Origin of the sequence: Hyphomicrobium sp., from assembly GCF_035572195.1 — a bacterium.
GTDB lineage: Bacteria > Pseudomonadota > Alphaproteobacteria > Rhizobiales > Hyphomicrobiaceae > Hyphomicrobium_B.
In genome coordinates, this window is the sequence record NZ_DATNBA010000043.1 from 20,784 (window position 1) to 40,661 (window position 19,878).

The window sequence follows — 19,878 nt, forward strand, 5'->3', positions numbered from 1 at the left end:
CACGATGGACCTGCGCCGATTTCCCTGCCTACATACCGTCCTTGGCGAGGCGCGATGGTGGGGTGGCCGTGATTGGCTTTGAAACGGCTTTTGGGTCGGCGTGGAGTGGCTTCGTCCGCTTCGCGCCCGCCCTTGGGATGGCGGCTTTGCTTGGCGCTTGCGGTGCCAACTTGAACGAGCTGGCCACGTCTTCGACCGTTGCCAATTATCAACCGGCGAATCTTTTCTCGCCGACCGGATACAGCATTTCGAACGGCGCTGACGGCAGCCTGCATGTGACGGCGGCCGGGCCGCCCGGTACGCCGGCCGATCGTCTCGAGAAGATTGCGCTGGCGCGTGCCGCCGAATACGGCAACGAACGGCACCTGAAAACATTCAAGGCGACGCCCGCCGTGGTGTCGATCACGTGCGGCAAGACGAAAGTTTCCATCAAAGGGCAGCAGACCGATCTCAGGCCCATGGACTACCGCGTCGTTGCTATCGACGTTAGGTACGGTGACGATGCCCCGGACGTGCAGGTGCGCAGTTCGAGGGAAACGGCGGACACGTTAAAGGCACAACTCGCCTCTGAAACCGTGCCCGCCGACGTTCAGTCAGCGGCGGCGCAGGAGGTCGCACAGCAGTGCCGCAGGTAGCTGCAACGTAGCTTCGTGCGGTAAGCGGCGAGCATGGCGTCGTTTTCGCACGGTGGCGGTGCAAAAAAACAGCTTCGAATCTGCGCTCGGCTGTGTCAGAGACAAGGCCCATGCAACGGTACATCTTCATCACCGGCGGCGTGGTGTCCTCCCTTGGAAAAGGCCTCGCATCAGCCGCACTCGGCGCGCTCCTTCAGGCGCGCGGGTATTCGGTCAGGCTCAAGAAGCTCGATCCGTACTTAAACGTCGATCCCGGCACCATGAGCCCGTATCAACACGGTGAGGTGTTCGTCACCGACGACGGCGCCGAGACGGACCTCGATCTAGGCCACTACGAGCGCTTCACCGGTGTTCCGGCGAAGAAGTCGGACAACATCACGACGGGCCGCATCTATCAGGACATCCTTGCCAAAGAGCGGCGCGGTGATTTCCTGGGCGGCACCGTGCAGGTCATTCCGCACGTTACCGACGCGATCAAGCATTTCGTGTTGTCGGGCAATGAGGATGTCGATTTCGTACTCGTCGAGATCGGCGGTACCGTCGGCGACATCGAAGGTTTGCCGTTTTTCGAGGCGATCCGTCAGCTCGGCAACGAGTTGCCGCGTGGCGCCTCCGTTTTCATCCACCTGACGTTGATGCCTTACATCTCGTCGGCGGGAGAATTGAAAACCAAGCCGACCCAGCATTCGGTCAAGGAGCTGCGTTCGATCGGCATCCAGCCCGACATTCTGCTCTGCCGTTCGGACCGCGAGATCCCCGGCAGCGAAAGAAAGAAGATCGCGCTCTTTTGCAACGTCAGGCCGGAAGCGGTCATCCAGGCGCTCGACGTCGCGTCGATCTATGACGTGCCGCTTGCTTATCACCGTGAGGGGCTCGACCGCGAGGTGCTCGCCGCCTTTGGCATCACCGGCGCACCGAAGCCGGATTTGTCGCGTTGGGAAGCCATTTCTAGCGGTATCGCGCAGCCCGAGGGCGAGGTGACGATCGCCATTGTCGGCAAGTACACCGGCCTCAAGGACGCCTACAAATCCTTGATGGAAGCGCTTGTGCATGGCGGCATCGCCAATCGCGTCAAGGTCAAGCTCGAATGGATCGAAAGCGAGATTTTCGAGCGTGAGGACGCGGCGCCATATCTTGAAGGCGTCAACGGCATTCTCGTTCCGGGCGGCTTCGGTGAGCGTGGATCGGAAGGTAAGGTATTTGCGGTCAAGTTCGCGCGCCAACGCGGCGTACCCTATTTCGGCATCTGCTTCGGAATGCAGATGGCCTGTTTGGAAGCGGCGCGCAGTCTGGCTGGAATAGAGGCGGCCAGTTCCACCGAATTCGGCGAAACGCCGGAGCCCGTCATTGCGATGATGACGGAGTGGATGCGCGGCAACGAACTCGAGCAGCGTAGGCAGGGCGGCGAACTCGGCGGTACGATGCGGCTCGGCGCCTATGATGCGACGCTCGCCGAGGGAAGCCGCATCGCCAAGGTCTATGGCACGACGCATATTTCGGAGCGCCACCGCCATCGCTACGAGGTCAATATGCGCTATCGCACGGTCCTTGAGCAGGCGGGCTTGCGATTTGCCGGTCTGTCGCCGGACGGTCTGCTGCCGGAGACGGTCGAATATCCCGACCACCCTTGGTTCATCGGCGTGCAGTATCACCCCGAATTGAAATCACGCCCCTTCGAGCCCCATCCGCTATTTGCGGGCTTCATCGCGGCAGCCGTAGAGCAAAGCCGGCTGGTTTAGGCGGGCCCCGCATTTGGTCTCGCAAAACAAAATCCCGGCGGGTAACGCCGGGATTTTGCAATCAATCTCTTGTGGCCCGCAGATCAGGGCGTCGTCGTCGCCGGTGGGGTCGCAGGTGCCGTGGCGGGAGCCGTTGTCGTGATCGTCGAGACGTCGAGCCGCATGACGCCGGAATAGAGCAATCCACCGAACACGATTGCGAACACGATGGCGGTTGCCAGCGCGTTCATGAACCGGTTGGAAAACGAAATCATATTGCCGATCAAGTCGAGCACGAAAACAATGGCGGCGCCGATCAGTACAGGCTCAACCCAAGGATATTGTTCAAGCATAATAGTCCCCATGTGTTTTTGTTAATGCCGCCCCGAGTCGCGGCTTGCGCGGGCATTTATAGCACATTCTCAGGTGTCCGACCTATCGGCAGGTCCCGCACGGCCTAGGTCTCGCTCGGAGTGACGCCCGAATGGCACAATCGGCGTTATCGTTTTGTCACAATCCTTTCGGGGGTTGGATGCGGGATTTGATTTTCAGGATGAGCAATCGGGGCTTTGTCAGAGCGAGGCGCAGGGCTTCTTTGGAAGCGTCGTTTGTGGTGGTGAATTGCCTATTCGACTGACATCGCACGTAAGTCGGCAGCCTCAACGTGGTGAAATGATATAACAAATCACCGTTTCGTGATCACGAAAAGTTTGAACGCCGTTAGCGAAAAGAGATTAGCCTTTTAGGAGTTATCTCACTAAGTAAACTTCCAACAGGAACAACCTGTCGAACATCGAGGAGGACACACCATGAAAGTCTGGACAAAGCCCGCCGTTCGCGAGCAGGAAGTTGGTCTCGAGGTCACGAGCTACCTCCCGGCCGAGATCGACCTGATCTAACGAATTCGAACCTCTAGGTTCTTGAAGCGGCGGCCTTTTTGGCCGCCGCTTTTGTTTTGCGTGTCTGATTTCATCGAGGGCTCTCGCAGCCCGATGCCGCCGCCGCTATAACCGGGGCATGACGATCAATGAGTCCTTGAGGCCCGCCGCGCACGTTCGCGCCGGCAACGTCCTATTCGCCAATGACGCGCCGATTTCGGTTCTCGCCGGACCGTGTCAGATGGAGAGTCGGGCGCATGCCCTTGAAATGGCCTCTGCATTGGCTGAAATCGCTGCGAAACTCGGCTTCGGCCTCGTCTACAAATCCTCATTCGACAAGGCCAACCGGACCTCGCTCACGGGCCGGCGCGGCATGGGCCTCAAAGCCGCCCTGCCGGTCTTTGCCGAAATTCGCGAGACGCTTGGCTTGCCCATCGTGACGGATGTTCACGACGCCGCTCAATGCGCGCCGGTGGCCGAGGTGGTCGATGTCCTGCAAATTCCGGCGTTCCTCTGCCGTCAGACCGACCTGCTTGTTGCCGCGGCGAAAACGGGCCGTGTCATAAAGATCAAGAAGGGCCAGTTTCTGGCCCCCTGGGACATGAAGAATGTCGTCGCAAAAGTGACAAGCTCGGGAAACCCGAACGTTCTCGTTACCGAACGCGGCTCGAGCTTTGGCTACAACACGCTGGTCGTCGACATGCGCGCGCTGCCGCAAATGGCGGAGACCGGCGCTCCTGTCATTTTCGATGCAACCCATGCCGTCCAGCAGCCGGGCGGGCAGGGGACGTCGTCGGGCGGCGACCGGCGGTATGTGCCAGTTCTGGCACGCGCTGCCGTAGCAGCCGGCGTTGCAGGCCTCTTCATCGAGACGCACCAGGACCCGGACAAGGCACCTTCCGACGGGCCCAACATGGTCCCGCTCAAGGAATTTGCGGCGCTTATTGCGGAACTCCAGGCGATCGATCGTATCGTCAAAAAACAAAAGAGCGCGAGCCAGGCCTGAGACTCGCGCCCTTATTCTTGGATTACGTCTGAGGCCGCCCGGTGCGCCTCAGTCCATAGGGGGTTCATCGCCGCGTTATAGACGGCGCCCCTCCAATCGAATTCCGATTTCCTCTCGCCAACGGCCCGCGATTGCTTGAACGCAGCCGCGCCGGCGTGAGCATTCCCTCAAGTTCTAGCGGACCAAAGCCGCAGCGCCAGCGCCTCGACGTGGGACCTGCTGGTCAGTCCATCCGATCGTGCTTCGCTTACGACCCAGACGCCTGCGACGCAGGTGTTCGGAGCGCAGAAAGACACCGGATGCACTTTCCCGATATTGACGGCGGCGATCGCCACCGACGTCATGAGCAGGCTCATTGTTGAGAAGCAGGAGACGTAAGCAAGGGCACGCGAGACAAGTTCGTATTGCATCTGTCAACCTCACAGGAACGCGAGACAATGGATGACGACACATCACTTGCAAGTATCGGCTTCGGGCTGGGGAGAGACCGGCGTCGAGAACCGATGTGTTGAGACTACGTCAATCTCGGTTAACGCCGCGTTAAGACTAACGGCGTGTAAAGACTTTTAGGGCCGTTAGGCAGGAGCGCGCAACGCCCGTGACGCGCCGCGTGCTTTTTTTCAAGCCGAACGATGGTGCTGGTTCAGCTCTTCATCTGAGCACGAATAGCGCGCGCTATGTCGCCCGCCCGCTGGTCGATCAGCTCCGGTATCTCGCAGGCGAGCGGAATGTTCGCCTGCTTTTCCTGGAAGACGCGGACTTCCCATTTATATTTGGTTTCGGCATCCGAAAGTTTGCCGATTTCGCCCGCCGGTATTTCTTCTCCCGCGGCGGCCGCCACGGTATCGGGCGGCAGCGACAAGCCTTCCTTTTCGATGTCCTTGGCGCGTTCGTGCTGACGCACGTTGAAGCGCTCGATACCTGACATCACGACCTTGCGATCCTCATTCGTGCGCGTCAGCACGGCAGCGAACAGTTCCGTCAACTTGGCATCACGCGCATCCGCCGGAAGACTATCGGCGAATTTTTTGATCGCAGCCTCGGCATCGGGCTCCTTGATGCGCCGCGAGATCAAATATTCTGAGAGCTTTCGCACTTGGTCGTCTTTGCGCCAGCTGGTGGTGTCGGTAATTGCCGGCCCATCCCAGATCGCTGCGGCGCTCAGTTCGGGAACCTTGCGATAGACGCACGGCCAATTTGAATTGTTCGGATCGTCGTCTGCAAAGCTCGGCGTCGAGGCAAGCGCGACCGGCGTCAACGCAATCAGAAAGCCGGTGGCCCAGGCACGAAGATCAAAGGGGATTTTTGTTTTTGTCATGTCAAACCTCAAGCTGAACCACCGGGGCCGCCTCTGCGTGCGATCAACCCCTTGGATGGATTGTAAGCAAAAACGGCCGCCGCAAGAAAAACGACCATGAACCCGACGACGATGGCGAGTGATACCGTATCGACCTGACCGTAGAGGCTGAAGCGAACCAACTCGACCGCGTAGGTGAAAGGATTGAGACGGCAAACCTCATAGAGAAGCGGGCTCGCCTCGCGAATCCGCCACAGCGGGTAGAGCGCCGAAGAGGCGAAGAACATCGGGAAAATGACGAAGTTCATCACGCCGGCGAAATTCTCGAGCTGGCGGATGACTGACGACATGAAGAGGGCAAGGGATCCCAGCATTAGCCCGGCCAGGATCAGCGCCGGGACGAGGGTCAGATATCCGGCAAACGGCTGCAGCAACTCCGGCACTGAAAACAACGGTGTGATGACCGGGTCGGTCATCGTCCCGAACACGCCTCCGAGCCATGCCGGAGCATCATAGAATGTGAACAGCTTGACCTGGGTAATCGGTGGGGGCTGAATTCCCCAAAAATACGCGACGAACACGAACGCATAGGATTGCAGCAAGGCAACCGATACGCCGCCGAACAGCTTCGACAACAAGAGGAAAGAGCGAGGGAACGGGCTGACGAGCAGCGTCCGCATCGTGCCCGTCTCGCGATCGTAAACCATCGAAAGCGACGATTGCATCGCATTGAACAGCAGGATCATCGCGATCAATCCGGGCGCGATGAACTCCTCATAGAGAACGTAAGTCTCGTAGGGCGGGATGATCGAAACGCCGAGCGTCTGCCGGAAACCGGCGGCAAAAATGAAAAGCCAGATCAGAGGCCGGACCAACGCCGAAAGAAACCGCTCACGCTGATGCAGATAGCGCAGCACCTCGCGCCAGACGATACCCTTGAAGCACGCGTAGTACCCGGCGGCTCCGAGGCGGCGGCGGGCGGCGGTATCCTCGACGCTCCGCGCCGGGACATTGTCAGCAGTTGTGAACGCCGGCGACGACATCAAGCGGCCTCCTCGACGGGGGCGGCAGTGCCGGTAATGGTTCGGAAGGCTTCACGGACGCTCGTCGCGCCGGTCAGCGAAAGCAGGTTCGGGACGGTACCGTTGAACAGCACGACACCCTTGTGCAGGACGACGACCTGATCCGTCCGCATGACTTCATCCATTTGGTGGGTAGCCCAAAGCACGCCGAGCCGCTCTTTCGCCACGAGATCGCGGACGATCTTTACGACGCTCTCGCGAGACCCAAGGTCGAGGCCGACGGTCGCTTCGTCGAGCAGTAGCAGATCCGGACGATGCATCATCGAGCGGGCGATTTCAACGCGTCGCGTCTGACCGCCCGAAAGCGAGCGCACTTTCTCGCCGCCGCGATCGGCAAGGCCGATCAGTTCGAGCGCCTGACGGGCACGCTTGGTCGCCTCGCGGTTTGAAAATCCGTGCAACGCCGCGTGATATTTCAGATTTTGCATCAGCGACAGGTCGATATCGAGTGTGCGGCTCTGGAACACGACGCCAAGACGCTGCAACGCCTGAGATGGCCGGCGGCGGACGTCGAAGCCGCGGATGGAGATTTGTCCGCTGACGTTGTCGTAGAGGCGCGTGATAAGCGAGAACAGCGTCGACTTGCCCGCGCCGTTGAGGCCTAGCAGCATGACGAATGCACCCTGATCGACCGTCAACGACACGTCGTCGAGGACCTTCGTGTCGCCGAAGCTATGGCTGACACCACTGACGACGAGCGCTGGCGTTTTGTCCGTTTCGCTTGGGTTCGTCGCTGACATCATCGTCCTTGCGTTTGCTCTTCCAGAATTCGGCCGCGCGGCGCGGCCGCTGCCGTTGGCCATCAGCGGGCATCTAGTTCGGCGAGACGACGACGCCCCAAGGATACCGCCCGACCTTGATAGACTTGATCGCCTTCTGATTGGCAACGTCGATGGCCGTCACATCGTTCGAGGCGCCGTTGGTTGTGAACAAAAGTTTATTATCGGGCGTGAAGTACATCTGCCAGACACGCTGCCCGACGAGGATGTATTTCAGCACCTTGAATGTCGTTGTATCGATAACCGCCACGCGGTTCGCCGGGCCCAGTGCGACGAACGCTATCTTGTCGTCCTTCGTAATCCGGATGCCGACCGGCTGAATGGCTTCCCTCGTGATGCCTGGAATTTCGAAGTGGATCTTGCCGATGATCTTGCGATCGGCCGGATTGATGACGGTTACGGTACCGCCAACTTCGGACGAAACCCAAAGCTGCGTCTGCGCCGCATTGAATATCGCGACACGCGGACGGCTGTCGACAAGCACGTTGTCGAACGTCTTGTGCTCCGTCGTGTCGATGAAATGCGCCATGTTCGTCGTCTCGGACGTGTTGACGATGACCTTTCCATCGGGGCTCATGCCCATCCCCTCGGGTTCGACGCCGACAGGGATCTCGGTAATGACTTGCCCGGTGTGGATGTCGACGACCGTGACGAGGTTGTCGTCTTCGTTGGCGATGTAGAGCCTATTGCCGTCGGGATGCAGGACCAGGAGCTCCGGATCGGGCCCCGACGGCAGAGTTTTGACGTATTCGAGCGTCTTTGCGTCGTAAACTTTCACGTCGTTGTCGTCGCTGGTGCAGATGATGATCCACTTGCCGTCATTCGACATAACGATGCCGCGTGGGCGCTGGCCGACCTTGGCGGTCTTGATGACTTCCAGCTTTTCGGTGTCGATAACCGAGACGGTGTTATCCTTCTCGTTGGTCACGTAGGCAGTGAACGCATCTGCGGAACTTGCGGTAAGTGAGATGGCGGCTGCGGAAATTAGCGCAGAACGAAACAATGACAGTCGCGGCATTCCCTAAGTCTCCAAATGGAAATCGCTGATGGGGCAGGATCGCAAGGTCGCGGTTATTGCGTATAGGCTTTGCACTTGGTTTCCGGTTTGTCGATTCCCAGCGTATCGAGCACGCTGGACTGATGCAGGAAGCCCTGCTGCGGAGAGACGCTGACCAATAGTTTCGGCGTTCCGACGATTATCGGCTGCCGGAGCTGCCCATTCCACGATCTGAAGCTCGTCGCGACGCCCTTGAAGGCTGCGACCTCGAACCCAGGCGAATGAATGAAGCTGCTCAGCACCTTGAAGTCGGAGGTCTGTTTACGCGTCGCAGCTTCTCCGACGACCCGCGTCGCCACCCACGCATCATAATCGATCGGGCGCATGTTGCGGCTGTTCAGCCGCTTGAACCGGTGCTGGAACTGCGTCCCGCCCCAAAGCTCCAGCGCCGGGTGCCAGCTCGACGCGACCAGTCCCGCCGAACCGGCGACTGGGCGCGGTATCCATGTTCGATAAGGAAAGTAGTCGGCGAATAGATTGCCGGCATCGGCCACGAGGACGACATCGTGGTCTTTTGCACCTTGCATGAAGGTCGGAATCTGCTGCTGAACCTGCTCGAAACCGCCATCGGCCCGCCGGCTTCCGGTCGGCTCCTTGAACTCGCGCTCCTCAACGATCTTGCCGCCGAACTTCTTGGCTGCATGCCGGTACGAGTCCGCTAGCAATTTGTCCTCGGGCCGAGGTCCGTAGACGAGAAGCCAATTCGGCCACTTCTTCCAAACGAGGTATTGAGCGAGTGCGTCGGCCAGCATCGCGTGGCTGGGAGCGATATGCAGCACGTTGGCGCGGCAATCTTCTTCGCGAAGTCTGGTGTCCGGGCTGCCCACGTTGAAAATGACGGCCGGCTTACCTGCCAAGGCATCGGCAAACTTTAATAATGCGTCGGGCTCGAGGTCGGCAATGATGAAGGAATCGCCTGCCGCTACTTTCTCTGTCGCACCCTTGATCAACTCATCGACATCGCCGTTCAGCACATCGAGCTTGAATGTCTGATTGAGGAATCTGCCCGTCGTGTTGTTGTCTTCTATTGCAAGCTTGGCGCCCGCAATGCCGTCGTCCTTGGCAGGAAGATCTAGCATCGACAACGGCAAGTCTTTCGTGCGGTTCTGCTTGACGTAGAGAACGGAGAAGGTCAGTTTTTTTTGCGATGCATCAGAGCTGGATACGGGGCCCGATTTGGATTCGGCGCCCTGAGAAGCAGCGGCCGGAGCAGCTGCAGGCGGCGCTGCCGTCGTTTGAGGCGGCGTCGCGTCTTCAGCGCGCGCGGGCCCCACAGCGAGGGCCAAGCTCGCCAACAACAAGCTGATGCTTAATGCCACCCAATTTCGCCGACGCGCAGCAGAGCCGGCATTCGATCCGATGCTTGAGACAGCCAACGTTCCACTCCAGTTCGCAATCAACTTGCCGTCACGACGATGTTAGCGGCTGGTCACTTCCAATGTTACTGTGTTGCTGTAAAAGGGGGCGTGCGGCCTGCTTGTCAAGGTGGAGGCGATTGGCTCTCGCGTTTGTGACTAGCAACTCTCGTTAAAGTCTTGGCGGACCTCTTGTAATCCGCCGGGGCCAACGAACACGTACAACTATCGTGGAGCGGTCTCCCGGCTATCGAACTCGCGACCATCGAACGTTTCCCCAACTTGGAACGGATGCCCAATGCTTCAGCGTTTCTTATGTGCGCTATTTGCTGTCCTGATCGTCACTCCGGCTGCCGCTGCAACCAAAGCTGCGGTCTTTCCTTTTGACATTCGTGACGTCAGTCAGGAAGGCGAACTCATCCCGCAACTCAATACCGAGGATGTGAGGCGGCTGAAGCTCGTCGCGGATGAACTCAAGACGCTGATGCAAAAGGATGGCAAATACGAAGTCGTCGATCTCACTTCGCAGGCCAAGGAGATCGAAGCTGCTGCCCCATTCGACAAATGCGATGGCTGTGAAGTGCCGATAGCAAAAGAGGCCGGCGCCGATGTCGCCGTGACCGGTTACGTCGACAAGTGGTCGGATGCACTTTTAAGCATAAGTCTGGTGACGCGCGATACGCAGACAGGAAAGCTCACGAAAACAATGCAGGCCCAAATCAACGGCAATAACGATGACCTCTGGCTGCATGGGGTTCGTTATCTCTGGAAAAACCGTTTCAACGCCGAGGCGCCCGCGAAATGACCGATTTCACCCGTCGCCAAGCCCTCGCGACAGGGTCCGCTCTTGCAGTCGCGACGATGCTTCCACGGTTTGCTCGTGCGGCGATTCCCGTGCGGCTCACGTCCGTGCAATTCGGCTCGGTCAGCTGGCTGATCGATACTATTCGTTTTGAGAAGTTCGACCAAAAGCATGGCCTCGATCTCCACGTCGTCGAAGTTGCGAACAATCCCGCAGCGCCGGTTGCTCTGTTGTCCGGAGCCGCCGACGTCGCCGTCAGCGATTGGACGTGGGCGCTTCGCCAGCGCGCCAAGGGCGACGATCTGAAGTTCGCGCCCTATTCATCGGCGCTCGGCAGTCTCATGGTCCCGAAGGGTAGTTCGGCTAAGTCGCTCGCCGATCTGAAGGGTAAGAAAATCGGCGTCGCCGGTACCGGCATCGACAAGAGCTGGATTCTGCTGCGCGCTTATTCTCGCAAAGTTCTCGGCAAGGATATCGCGACGTTGGCCGAGCCGGTTTTCGGCGCCGCGCCTCTCGTCACCGCCGAATTCCAGAACGGTCGCCTCGACGCGGTCTTGAATTTTTGGACGTACGCGGCACGTCTCGAAGCCGGCGGAGCACGCGATGTCTTGACGATGGCCGATGTGATAAAGGGCCTCGGCGTCAGCCCGACGCCGCCGCTTGTCGGCTTTATCTGGTCGGAAAAATTGGTTCACGAAAAGCGTGTTCCCGTAGACCTTCTGCTCGCGGCGGTCAGTGATGCAAATGTGGTTCTTGCCAAATCCGACGCCGCTTGGGACAGACTTCGCCCACTTATAAGGCCCGCGTCAGATGCCGAACTCGTTGCGATCAAAAAATACTATCGCTCGGGAATTCCCGGACCTTGGGGAGCCGACGAGACTTCGGCAGCCAAGAAGTTGACGAAACTTCTGATAGAACTCGGTGATACGGAACTCGTAGGCGATGGCACCCGTTTCGACCAGGGCCTTTTCCATACCCAGGCCGGCTAGCTCGTCATTGGGAATTAACGCGACGCTTCAGCGGCTCGCCTGGTTGGTGGGCTCGCTGCTCGTGTTCGCGATCCTATGGCAGATTATCGCCGAATTCCTTCAGAACAGATATCTCCCGACGCCCGTCGCCGTCTTCGATGTGCTGATGCGCGAAGCCAGAAACGGAGAACTCTGGAAACATACGTCAGCGACGTTATTGCGTGTGTTCTTCGCATTCGTCATCTCGATGTTCATCGGAACAGCAATCGGTTTGGTTCTCGGCCGATACAAAACGGCGGACCGCTTCTTTGACGCGTGGCTAATCCTGTTTCTCAACCTGCCGGCACTCGTCACGATAACGCTTTGCTACATCTGGTTCGGATTGACCGATGCCGCCGCGGTAACGGCGGTTGCCTTGAATAAAATTCCGAATGTCGCGGTCAACATGCGGGAAGGCGCCCGCAGTCTTTCCAAAGACCTGAGCGAGATGGCAATCGTCTACAAGTTCGGCTGGTGGAAAACGTTGCGCCACGTGACCATACCGCAGCTCGCGCCTTTCTCCGCCGCCGCGGCGCGTTCGGGCCTGGCACTCGTCTGGAAAATCGTGCTCGTTGTCGAGGCCTTCGGACGGTCGAACGGCGTGGGTTACAAGCTGACCATCGCCTTCCAGGAGTTCGACGTCACCACCATTCTCGCCTACGCCCTGGCCTTCATCCTGATCGTTCAGTTCATCGAATTTACTATACTGCAGCCGCTGCAGGCACGGGTGAGCGCATGGCGCCGTTGAACGGAATGAACGTCGGCACTCCGATCCACGTCTTGGTAAAGCGCAAAACATTCCCGGCGGTCGGCGACCGGCAGGCACAACTCGTTTTGAGAGATGTCTCATTTGAGGTCGCGCCGCGGTCGTTTGTCGTCATCACCGGACCGTCGGGATGCGGAAAATCGACGCTCCTCAATATCATCGCGGGGCTCGACACCGATTATGAGGGTGAGATCGACCTTGGCCCAGCCAAAGACAGTCTCACCTTCATCTTTCAGACGCCGCGGCTCTTACCCTGGCGCACCGTCTATGAAAACATTGCGCTTGTGCTTCCGGACGGCGATCCGCGGCGCGCTGAAATTCCGGCGATGATAGATCGGGTCGGACTTGCCGAGGCGGCGAACGCCTATCCCGAACGGCTATCGCTCGGCATGCAGCGGCGTGCGGCACTGGCACGCGGGTTCATTCTCCAGCCCGAAATCCTGTTGATGGACGAGCCGTTCGTGTCGCTCGACGACCCGACGGCCACAAGTCTGCGCGAATTGCTTATGGAGCTGTGGCATAGCCAGCCGACGACCGTGCTTTTCGTGACTCACGACCGTTCCGAGGCTATTCAACTCGGCACGCGCATCTTGCGCCTGGCGCCCGGAGAGGCGAGTGTCGCACAGGATGCGGTCGTGAACCTCAACGAAGCCGAACGGCGTGACCGCGCCGCGGTGCTTGCCGAGCAAAATCGCATTTTCGCCGCCACTTGACGCGGGGCGCTGCCACGGATGACTGAATGATCGAAGGTTTGAGACGAGACCGGCCCGCCTTTCTCGCCAGTGTGACGAATGCCGCCGAGGCCGAGATGGCGTTTCGCGGCGGAGCCGGCATCATCGACTGCAAAGACCCTGCCACTGGCGCTCTCGGTGCGCTCGACGCCGAAGCGGTTCGCGACATCGTGGAGGTTATCTCGGGTCGAGTGCCGGTGAGCGCCACGATCGGCGATCTGCCGGCCGAAGCCGATGCGATGGTCCCTGCCGCTGTCATCATGGCGGCAACGGGAGTCGACATCGTCAAAATCGGCTTTTTCGGCGATCGGGACCCGCGACCGGCCATCGTCGCGCTGGGCCGGGAAAAGCAACCGTCCACCCAGCTCGTCGCCGTGCTGATGGCGGACTCCAATCCTGATTTCTCGCTTCTTCCCATACTCGCGGCTCACGGCTTCGCAGGCGCGATGCTCGATACGGCGGATAAATCCGCTGGCCGCCTGACCACGGTTCTCTCTAATGACCGTCTCGCCGAGTTTGTGCGTGCGGCTGCGGCGAATGGATTATCGTCCGGCCTCGCCGGATCTCTGCAACGCGACGACATTGCCGGTCTTGCACGACTCAATCCGGATGTGCTCGGCTTCCGCGGGGCGCTATGCGCATCAGGACGCGTCAGCGGCCTCGATCCCAAAAAGTTAACTGCGGTTCGATACGAGTTCGAACGCGCGCGATCAGCCTCAGCGGCGCGGGAGAAATCTGTCGCATGAAAGACAAGAAGAAGGCTGGCAAAGCAAACGATCGCGACACGGCAAAATTGAAGAAGGCCGCCAAGGCACGCGAGATTGGCGACACCATTTTCGTGCGAGACTTCATCGTCGATTGCAACGTCGGGGTTTACGCCGAGGAGCAGGGCGTAACTCAAAAGGTGCGCTTTACCGTCGAGGCCAGGGTTGCGAAGGATGTCTTCAGCACCGGCGACAGGATGGCCGACGTGCCGTCCTACGCCGACATCATTGATACAATAGTTGCGCTGGCGCGCGGCGGTCACATCAATCTCGTCGAGACGTTCGCCGAGCGCATCGCGGAACGCGTCTTAGCCGATCGGCGCATCAGCGTCGTCCGTGTCGCGCTGGAAAAACTCGAGCGCGGCCCGATGCGCGGCGTTGAAATCATTCGTCCGGCAACCAAGGCGGCCGCGCGCGAGTTCGGCCGTGGCTGAACGAGCGGCGAGGGGTGGTCTTCCACTCGTCGTCAAGGTCGGCGGCAGCCTCGCCGAAACGGGACGCCTAAGAAGGGCGCTCGCGATTATCAAAGCGGCCCGTCTTCCTATCGTCATCGTTCCGGGTGGCGGCCCTTTTGCCGAAAACGTCCGCGAGCTGCAACGCGCCATAAATTTTAATGACGCCGTTGCACACCGTCTTGCGATGCTCGCCATGCATCAGATGGCCGAACTTATGATGTCGCTCCAAGGGGGGCTTGAAATCGCGCAGAGCCTCGACGAAATTTCCGCCGTCTTGCGGCGCGACGAGGTTCCGGTATGGGCGCCGCTGCGCATGATCGCGGACGACGTGACGATTCCGGCCGGTTGGACCGCGACGTCGGACAGTCTCGCTGCCCGCTTGGCCGAACTTCTGGGCGGCACCCACCTCGTGCTTTTGAAGTCCGTCAACGTCGAAAAGGAAGCGAGTGCCAAAGAGCTGGCACGCCGCGATGTGGTGGATCCTGAATTCCCAACGATTGTTGCGCGTGCCGGCCTTTCCTGGTCAATCTTCGGTCCGGGGAACGACGCGGAATTCGCTGCCGCTCTCGAGGCAGAAGGAGGCTTCTGATGCCGCGCATTGTTGAAACGATCGTGACCACGGCGAACGCCAAGGGTGAGGTTCATATCGCGCCGCTTGGGCTGATCGAAGAGGGCGCACGCTGGATCATCGCGCCGTTCAAACCGTCAAAGACACTCGATAACCTGCGGGAAAACCCGTTCGCAGCGGCGAGCCACACCGACGACGTCCGCGTCTTTGCGGGCTGCGTAACGGGCCGCAAGACGTGGCCGCTTGTTCCGTTGCCCGCGATCAAGGGTGGGCGGCTTGCCGATTGCGTATCGCACTGGGAACTCAAGGTCGAGAACGTCGTCGAAGATCAGCGACGGCCTCGCTTCGCCTGCGCCATCGTGCATCGCGAGACACACAAACCTTGGGAGGGTTTCAACCGGGCTCAGGCCGCCGTGCTCGAGCTTGCCGTGCTGACGACGCGCCTCGGCATGTTGCCGCCGGAAAAGATCGAGAACGAATTGAAGTACCTCGAAATCGCGATCTCCAAGACCGCCGGTCCGCGCGAGGAGGAAGCGTGGAGCTGGTTGATGGAAAAGATCGCAGCCTGGAGGCAGGCGATGTTCGACGAGGCCGCCGGCAAGTCATGATTGCGCCCACCAACAAGAAGTCCGAGTTTATCGCTGCTTTTTCAGAAGCCATCGAGAACAAGACCTTCATCAGGATTTCGCTTGGCAAGTTTCGCGGGCAGGGTGAGCCGAGCAAGGCCGTGGCAACCCTGGTACTTTTGAAGGATGTCCCGCATCTGAAGCTGGTCACAAGTCTTGCGCGAAAGGACGAGACGAAGACGTTTTCGATCAACGACGGCATCAACCATATCAAAGCGAAGATTGGCGACACCTACTTGAGCGCAACACTGTTTGCAGCTAGTGGGGATGTGACGCTCACCTACAGCCGTAAGCGCGAACCGCAACTAATAAAGAACAAGGCGACCCTGACATCGGCGCCGCCGGTTGCCGAGCATAATCGGGCCAAGGCCTATCTCGTTGCGCCAGATCGGCCTTATCTGCAGGCGTTGCAGGTTTCGGACGGCGAAGGCCGCGTCAAGCCGAGCATGCAAGGCAAGTATCGGCAGATCTGCCACTTCATCGAAATCGTTGACGGGCTGCTGAAAGAAACAGAAGCAGGCGAAAGCCCGACGCTTTCCGTCGTCGATATCGGCTCCGGCAAAGGCTATCTGACGTTTGCGCTCTACGATCATCTCGCCACGGCGTTGAAACGCGATTGCCGCGTGACGGGCATCGAGATGCGCGGCGATCTCGTCCAATTTTGCAATGGATTGGCCCGCGAACTTGGGTTCTCAGGGCTCTCGTTCGAGGCGTCGGAAGCAGGGAAGACGTCCGCCAAATCCGCCGATATCGTCATCGCGCTGCACGCCTGCGATACCGCGACCGATGATGCGATGGCGTTTGGTATCACGGCCGATGCGAATCTGATCCTCGCCGCACCTTGCTGTCAGCACGAACTCGCGCCGCAGCTCGACGAACCCATCGACGGCCTCAAAGGATTGATCAAGTATCCGCTGTTCAAACAACGTCAGGCCGATCTCGTGACCGACGCGGCGCGCGCCCTGCTGCTCGAGGCGTCCGGCTACAAGGTGAAGGTGATCGAGTTCGTCTCGACCGAGCACACGTCGAAAAACATTCTGATCGCGGCGATCAAGTCGGCGACCGTCGATCGCGATCTGGCGCGCCGGCAATATCAAAACCTCAAGACGTCAACGGGGTTCAGCACGCATCACCTGGCGTCGCAACTTAAAGATGATTGATTGGTTCGCTAGCCGATGGAACAATGCGGGCCTATATCCGTTTAGGCCCGTGTGCCCGTCGATACCGTATCGGTGGGCGCATTGGCGCGCAGTAATGAGAAAGGTGTAACGACATGTTCCGAATTCCGCATAAGGCACGATATGGTCTCGCGATCGCCGGTATCACGGTCGCATTTGCGTTGCCAGCGAGCGCAGGGCATGACGCACGCTACGATGCGCGCAACGACGATCCGGCAGCCGTCGCCGCCAAGTTGAACCAAATGGGATTTGTCGCGTGGCGCCGGCTCAGGCCCGACCACAGCGTCTGGAAGGTCGACGATGCGCGCCGTGCCGACGGCAAGGTCTACGACATCAAGCTCGAGGCGGAAACGCTCGACCTCGTCAAGCTCGAGCTCGAGCGCGACTGAGTCCTGATCGTTTCCGAGACGGGCAATTGGGCCGTAGTACCCTTCTGCGGCCCAAATTATATGCGAAGCGAAAACAGAATTATTTCTCTTGCAGCAACGCCACTGCAACTGCGGGCGCGCATCGCGTCGCCCAAACACGATGCTCCGCCGGAGCATCGATGAGAGCGCCGAAGTTCACGCAGGGCCGCCCGAGCCGGGCAGCGATCGCCTCTGCGTCGGCCGCGCCGATGCCGGCCGCAACGACCGACGTGATGTCGAGGCCGGGTCGCGACAACACCTGCAGAGCGCCGTCGTGAAGTGTGCGCAGTTGGCGCTCGCGCACATACGCGGCGGCCGCCTGCCACGTTGCCAGATGGCGCATGTCCGCATCACGCCCGAAGCCGCGCGCAAACCGCGCCAGGCTTTCTGCGATCGATTTGCCCCGCCCGTCCGTCGTCGCGTGGATATCAACGTCGCCAGAAAGATCGCCGATAATGCGCCGCACGTCGGCCATCGTCGCGAAGGCGTCGCGCGCCAGGCCCTGCCACTCTCCGGCGAGAAGTGCGCGCGTCGCGACGGACGCAACCGGCGTTCGGGTCAATCCGGTATAGACCAGCTCGCCGGTTTGCAGTCGTTCGGCGTCTGTCAGACCCTGCGGCCGGTCACAGGCCACGATATCGGTCGTCGTCGAGCCCATGTCGATCAGCAGCAACTTCGGCCGCCGGTTGGCGATCAGGCGAGCGCTGGCGAGAAAATTAGCCGAGGCCACCGAAAGCGGATCCGCGTTTGCCGCCTCGACGGAACCGAAGCCTTTGAGGCCCAGGAAGACGCGGATATCGCCGTGCAGGCGCTCGCGCGCCTTTTGCAGAATTGCGACAACGCCGGCTTGTCGGCTCTCGAATATTTCCGTCAGCTCGGCGGTCATCGTGACGGAGTGGATGGCTGCGGCGCCGGTCAAGCCCGCCGCTTCGTCGAATGCCGCGTCTAGCCGTTCGGGACCTTGCCATAGCGGGCAGGCGATCTGGCGCACCAAAACGAGGCGGCCATCTTCGACGGCCGCGACTTTGAGATGGGCGCCGCCGATATCGTATCCGACAGTAGTTGTCATGAAGCCTTCACATCGATATCCGGCCCCGTGATACACTTAACCCTCGAGGAGGCAAGCCGTGGACATCATTCCGGTGCTCGACGTGGCGCATGGCCAAGTCGTTCATGCCGTCGAGGGCAAGCGTTCGGCCTACCGGCCGATTGAAACGCCGCTTGCGAAGTCGACCGAACCCGCCGAGCTGGCCCGCGGCCTCCGGGCGCTTTTTCCGTTCCGCAAAATCTACATCGCCGATCTCGACGGCATTGAGGGGCGAGGCCGCAATACACGGCTGGTACCGGCGCTGAGCCAGGTCCTGCCACATACCGAAATCTGGATCGATGCGGGGACTGGTTCGCGCGGTGCGGCCCGCGCCGTTCTCGCCGCTCCGATTGCGACACTGGTCGTCGGTTCCGAAAGCCTCGAAAACGTCCGTGTCTGGCACGACATCGTCGCCGATGCGCCGTCCCGCACCGTGCTGTCGCTCGATTTTCGTGGGAACGAATTCATGGGGCCGGAAGCGCTATTCGACGATCCAACTCTCTGGCCCGCGCGCGTCATCGTGATGACGTTGGATCGCGTCGGCAGCGGCGGTGGCCCGGATGTTGCGCGGCTGCAGGATATCGCTTCGCGCGCCGGCTCGCGGCGCGTCTATGCGGCCGGCGGTATCCGCGACCGTGCTGATCTCGACCGCATTCGCGCGGTGGGAGCGGCCGGAGCGTTGGTCGCGTCGGCTTTGCATGCACAAAAAATTACGGCCGGCGACCTCAAGGAGATCGCCGGCCGGTAAACGTCAAACGTCATAGTGCTTATTGGCGGAGCCGCTCTAGCGAAGCGTGGATCCGCGAGTTCCGCGGTCCAAGCTTTTTTCTTAACCGCTGTAACGGCCTGAGAGCAGTCTACCCAATCGCTGCAGCAGACCCCCCTTCATTGGAGGGGCGGAATTATTGTTGTTTTCTTCCTGCTGAGGACGGTTTCCGCTTCAAGTCTTAGCAGCGAAAGGATGCTGAGCCGAGTTGCGCTGAGCCGTAGCTTCTGCAGCCGTCGGCTTGCCTGCAATGGCGCGAGCCAGCGATTCCTTCACGGCGCGATAGTTGTAGTCCTGGATCTTGGCGTCGTCGGCAGCTTCCCAGTGGATGAACACGCCAACGCAGATGTAGAGGTCGTCGGCTTCAGCAGCCGGGATAATGCCTTCGGCAACCGAATCCTGAACGGCCTTTGCAACGCCGTACTGAGCCGGTCCGAACATCTGAACGGCCTGACGGGCGTCCTTGATGGTGACCTTGTTGTAAAGGATCGTGTTCGGCTTGCAGGCGAGGTTCGGTGCGATGACGGCGAGAAGCGTCGTGAAGCCGTCCTTGTTGTTCGTCAGAGCGTTGCAGAATGCCGTTTCGGCAGCCGAGCCGCGCGGTCCGATGAGGAGGTCGATATGAGCAACTTCGTTGCCGTCGCCGACGAGAGACTCGCCGACCATAACTTTATTGATTTTGGCCATTAGGGGGGATTCCTCCTACGAATGAAACGATACGAGCACCAACGCTCCCCCGTCAGAAGCCGGGACTTCGCTGTACTGCTCTGGCGATGGATATCCAAGTACGTCGACGCCCGGAGCGCGAGACGCCCGGGGGTCAGCACAATGGATAGGTCCGTGTACCTTGCGGACACGGCGCCCGTAATTAGCCCCAGGTCATCGTGCTAGACAAGCCCTTTAGTAGGAGGGCG

The 19,878-nt window shown here is 59.9% G+C and carries 24 protein-coding genes; 15 read left to right on the forward strand and 9 right to left on the reverse strand.

Annotated elements, in window-relative coordinates:
• Positions 1 to 68: 68 nt before the first annotated feature.
• Complete coding sequence (locus VN623_RS04240; protein WP_325568461.1) at positions 69 to 635, forward strand: hypothetical protein; 567 nt, start codon at positions 69 to 71, stop codon at positions 633 to 635.
• 110 nt (positions 636 to 745) lie between these two features.
• Complete coding sequence (locus VN623_RS04245) at positions 746 to 2,374, forward strand: CTP synthase (protein ID WP_325568463.1); 1,629 nt, start codon at positions 746 to 748, stop codon at positions 2,372 to 2,374.
• 83 nt (positions 2,375 to 2,457) lie between these two features.
• Here the strand turns inward: VN623_RS04245 and VN623_RS04250 are convergent, their stop codons facing one another.
• Entirely contained in the window at positions 2,458 to 2,706 is a 249-nt protein-coding gene (locus VN623_RS04250; protein WP_325568465.1) for a hypothetical protein, read from the reverse strand.
• Between the two features lie 456 nt (positions 2,707 to 3,162).
• Here VN623_RS04250 and pqqA point away from each other — a divergent pair, with 456 nt between their 5' ends.
• A complete protein-coding gene (pqqA, locus tag VN623_RS04255) occupies positions 3,163 to 3,252 on the forward strand; it encodes a pyrroloquinoline quinone precursor peptide PqqA (protein ID WP_015597947.1) in 90 nt (29 codons plus the stop codon).
• Between the two features lie 118 nt (positions 3,253 to 3,370).
• Positions 3,371 to 4,237, forward strand: coding sequence for a 3-deoxy-8-phosphooctulonate synthase (kdsA, locus tag VN623_RS04260; protein ID WP_325568467.1), 867 nt, complete (start codon positions 3,371 to 3,373; stop codon positions 4,235 to 4,237).
• Between the two features lie 167 nt (positions 4,238 to 4,404).
• On the opposite strand, the gene VN623_RS04265 is transcribed toward kdsA, so the two are convergent.
• From VN623_RS04265 to VN623_RS04290, 6 genes are all read right to left on the reverse strand, one after another.
• Entirely contained in the window at positions 4,405 to 4,647 is a 243-nt protein-coding gene (locus tag VN623_RS04265) for a hypothetical protein (protein WP_325568469.1), read from the reverse strand.
• Between the two features lie 233 nt (positions 4,648 to 4,880).
• Positions 4,881 to 5,555, reverse strand: a complete 675-nt coding sequence (locus tag VN623_RS04270; protein ID WP_325568471.1) for a hypothetical protein — start codon at positions 5,553 to 5,555, stop codon at positions 4,881 to 4,883.
• Between the two features lie 8 nt (positions 5,556 to 5,563).
• Entirely contained in the window at positions 5,564 to 6,577 is a 1,014-nt protein-coding gene (locus tag VN623_RS04275; RefSeq protein WP_325568473.1) for an ABC transporter permease, read from the reverse strand.
• Complete coding sequence (locus tag VN623_RS04280; RefSeq protein ID WP_325568475.1) at positions 6,577 to 7,356, reverse strand: ABC transporter ATP-binding protein; 780 nt, start codon at positions 7,354 to 7,356, stop codon at positions 6,577 to 6,579. The genes VN623_RS04275 and VN623_RS04280 overlap by 1 nt, the downstream gene beginning before the upstream one ends.
• A 73-nt stretch (positions 7,357 to 7,429) precedes the next feature.
• Positions 7,430 to 8,413, reverse strand: coding sequence for a PQQ-dependent catabolism-associated beta-propeller protein (locus VN623_RS04285; RefSeq protein WP_325568477.1), 984 nt, complete (start codon positions 8,411 to 8,413; stop codon positions 7,430 to 7,432).
• A gap of 53 nt (positions 8,414 to 8,466) precedes the next feature.
• Positions 8,467 to 9,771, reverse strand: coding sequence for an ABC transporter substrate-binding protein (locus VN623_RS04290; protein WP_325568479.1), 1,305 nt, complete (start codon positions 9,769 to 9,771; stop codon positions 8,467 to 8,469).
• A gap of 334 nt (positions 9,772 to 10,105) precedes the next feature.
• Here VN623_RS04290 and VN623_RS04295 point away from each other — a divergent pair, with 334 nt between their 5' ends.
• The 10 genes from VN623_RS04295 (at position 10,106) to VN623_RS04340 (ending at position 17,093) form a co-directional block, all read left to right on the forward strand.
• On the forward strand, positions 10,106 to 10,612 hold the full coding sequence (locus VN623_RS04295; protein WP_325568481.1) for a DUF3280 domain-containing protein: 507 nt from the start codon (positions 10,106 to 10,108) through the stop codon (positions 10,610 to 10,612).
• Positions 10,609 to 11,598, forward strand: coding sequence for an ABC transporter substrate-binding protein (locus VN623_RS04300; RefSeq protein WP_325568483.1), 990 nt, complete (start codon positions 10,609 to 10,611; stop codon positions 11,596 to 11,598). The genes VN623_RS04295 and VN623_RS04300 overlap by 4 nt, the downstream gene beginning before the upstream one ends.
• On the forward strand, positions 11,552 to 12,364 hold the full coding sequence (locus VN623_RS04305) for an ABC transporter permease (protein WP_325568485.1): 813 nt from the start codon (positions 11,552 to 11,554) through the stop codon (positions 12,362 to 12,364). The genes VN623_RS04300 and VN623_RS04305 overlap by 47 nt, the downstream gene beginning before the upstream one ends.
• Positions 12,352 to 13,095 carry an ABC transporter ATP-binding protein gene (locus VN623_RS04310; RefSeq protein WP_325568487.1) on the forward strand — a complete coding sequence of 248 codons (744 nt, stop codon included), beginning with the start codon at positions 12,352 to 12,354 and terminating at the stop codon, positions 13,093 to 13,095. The genes VN623_RS04305 and VN623_RS04310 overlap by 13 nt, the downstream gene beginning before the upstream one ends.
• A gap of 26 nt (positions 13,096 to 13,121) precedes the next feature.
• The gene (locus VN623_RS04315; protein ID WP_325568489.1) at positions 13,122 to 13,859 is read left to right on the forward strand and encodes a (5-formylfuran-3-yl)methyl phosphate synthase; all 738 of its coding nucleotides are present in this window, start codon (positions 13,122 to 13,124) and stop codon (positions 13,857 to 13,859) included.
• Complete coding sequence (locus VN623_RS04320; protein WP_325568491.1) at positions 13,856 to 14,311, forward strand: dihydroneopterin aldolase; 456 nt, start codon at positions 13,856 to 13,858, stop codon at positions 14,309 to 14,311. Before VN623_RS04315 ends, VN623_RS04320 begins: the two co-directional genes overlap by 4 nt.
• Positions 14,304 to 14,921: a uridylate kinase gene (locus VN623_RS04325; protein WP_325568493.1), complete on the forward strand. Its 618-nt coding sequence runs from the start codon at positions 14,304 to 14,306 to the stop codon at positions 14,919 to 14,921. Before VN623_RS04320 ends, VN623_RS04325 begins: the two co-directional genes overlap by 8 nt.
• On the forward strand, positions 14,921 to 15,508 hold the full coding sequence (locus tag VN623_RS04330; RefSeq protein WP_325568495.1) for a DUF447 domain-containing protein: 588 nt from the start codon (positions 14,921 to 14,923) through the stop codon (positions 15,506 to 15,508). The genes VN623_RS04325 and VN623_RS04330 overlap by 1 nt, the downstream gene beginning before the upstream one ends.
• Positions 15,505 to 16,686, forward strand: coding sequence for an SAM-dependent methyltransferase (locus VN623_RS04335; RefSeq protein ID WP_325568497.1), 1,182 nt, complete (start codon positions 15,505 to 15,507; stop codon positions 16,684 to 16,686). Before VN623_RS04330 ends, VN623_RS04335 begins: the two co-directional genes overlap by 4 nt.
• Positions 16,687 to 16,799: 113 nt before the next feature.
• Positions 16,800 to 17,093, forward strand: coding sequence for a PepSY domain-containing protein (locus tag VN623_RS04340; RefSeq protein WP_325568499.1), 294 nt, complete (start codon positions 16,800 to 16,802; stop codon positions 17,091 to 17,093).
• 79 nt (positions 17,094 to 17,172) lie between these two features.
• Here VN623_RS04340 and VN623_RS04345 read toward each other — a convergent pair whose 3' ends face one another.
• Positions 17,173 to 18,180 (reverse strand): hydantoinase/oxoprolinase family protein, encoded by a 1,008-nt coding sequence (locus VN623_RS04345; RefSeq protein WP_325568501.1) that lies wholly within the window; start codon positions 18,178 to 18,180, stop codon positions 17,173 to 17,175.
• Between the two features lie 58 nt (positions 18,181 to 18,238).
• On the opposite strand from VN623_RS04345, the gene VN623_RS04350 reads away from it, so the two are divergent.
• The gene (locus VN623_RS04350; protein ID WP_325568503.1) at positions 18,239 to 18,946 is read left to right on the forward strand and encodes a HisA/HisF-related TIM barrel protein; all 708 of its coding nucleotides are present in this window, start codon (positions 18,239 to 18,241) and stop codon (positions 18,944 to 18,946) included.
• Positions 18,947 to 19,138: 192 nt separating this feature from the next.
• On the opposite strand, the gene fae is transcribed toward VN623_RS04350, so the two are convergent.
• Complete coding sequence (gene fae, locus VN623_RS04355; RefSeq protein WP_325568505.1) at positions 19,139 to 19,651, reverse strand: formaldehyde-activating enzyme; 513 nt, start codon at positions 19,649 to 19,651, stop codon at positions 19,139 to 19,141.
• Positions 19,652 to 19,878 lie beyond the last annotated feature (227 nt).

Coding starts and splice junctions, on each gene's coding strand:
- VN623_RS04245 (WP_325568463.1), top strand. CDS start 746: ATGCAACGGTACATCTTCATCACCGGCGGCGTGGTGTCCTCCCTTGGA.
- VN623_RS04250 (WP_325568465.1), bottom strand. CDS start 2,706: ATGCTTGAACAATATCCTTGGGTTGAGCCTGTACTGATCGGCGCCGCC.
- pqqA (WP_015597947.1), top strand. CDS start 3,163: ATGAAAGTCTGGACAAAGCCCGCCGTTCGCGAGCAGGAAGTTGGTCTC.
- kdsA (WP_325568467.1), top strand. CDS start 3,371: ATGACGATCAATGAGTCCTTGAGGCCCGCCGCGCACGTTCGCGCCGGC.
- VN623_RS04265 (WP_325568469.1), bottom strand. CDS start 4,647: ATGCAATACGAACTTGTCTCGCGTGCCCTTGCTTACGTCTCCTGCTTC.
- VN623_RS04270 (WP_325568471.1), bottom strand. CDS start 5,555: ATGACAAAAACAAAAATCCCCTTTGATCTTCGTGCCTGGGCCACCGGC.
- VN623_RS04275 (WP_325568473.1), bottom strand. CDS start 6,577: ATGTCGTCGCCGGCGTTCACAACTGCTGACAATGTCCCGGCGCGGAGC.
- VN623_RS04280 (WP_325568475.1), bottom strand. CDS start 7,356: ATGTCAGCGACGAACCCAAGCGAAACGGACAAAACGCCAGCGCTCGTC.
- VN623_RS04285 (WP_325568477.1), bottom strand. CDS start 8,413: ATGCCGCGACTGTCATTGTTTCGTTCTGCGCTAATTTCCGCAGCCGCC.
- VN623_RS04295 (WP_325568481.1), top strand. CDS start 10,106: ATGCTTCAGCGTTTCTTATGTGCGCTATTTGCTGTCCTGATCGTCACT.
- VN623_RS04300 (WP_325568483.1), top strand. CDS start 10,609: ATGACCGATTTCACCCGTCGCCAAGCCCTCGCGACAGGGTCCGCTCTT.
- VN623_RS04305 (WP_325568485.1), top strand. CDS start 11,552: ATGGCACCCGTTTCGACCAGGGCCTTTTCCATACCCAGGCCGGCTAGC.
- VN623_RS04310 (WP_325568487.1), top strand. CDS start 12,352: ATGGCGCCGTTGAACGGAATGAACGTCGGCACTCCGATCCACGTCTTG.
- VN623_RS04315 (WP_325568489.1), top strand. CDS start 13,122: ATGATCGAAGGTTTGAGACGAGACCGGCCCGCCTTTCTCGCCAGTGTG.
- VN623_RS04320 (WP_325568491.1), top strand. CDS start 13,856: ATGAAAGACAAGAAGAAGGCTGGCAAAGCAAACGATCGCGACACGGCA.
- VN623_RS04330 (WP_325568495.1), top strand. CDS start 14,921: ATGCCGCGCATTGTTGAAACGATCGTGACCACGGCGAACGCCAAGGGT.
- VN623_RS04335 (WP_325568497.1), top strand. CDS start 15,505: ATGATTGCGCCCACCAACAAGAAGTCCGAGTTTATCGCTGCTTTTTCA.
- VN623_RS04340 (WP_325568499.1), top strand. CDS start 16,800: ATGTTCCGAATTCCGCATAAGGCACGATATGGTCTCGCGATCGCCGGT.
- VN623_RS04345 (WP_325568501.1), bottom strand. CDS start 18,180: ATGACAACTACTGTCGGATACGATATCGGCGGCGCCCATCTCAAAGTC.
- fae (WP_325568505.1), bottom strand. CDS start 19,651: ATGGCCAAAATCAATAAAGTTATGGTCGGCGAGTCTCTCGTCGGCGAC.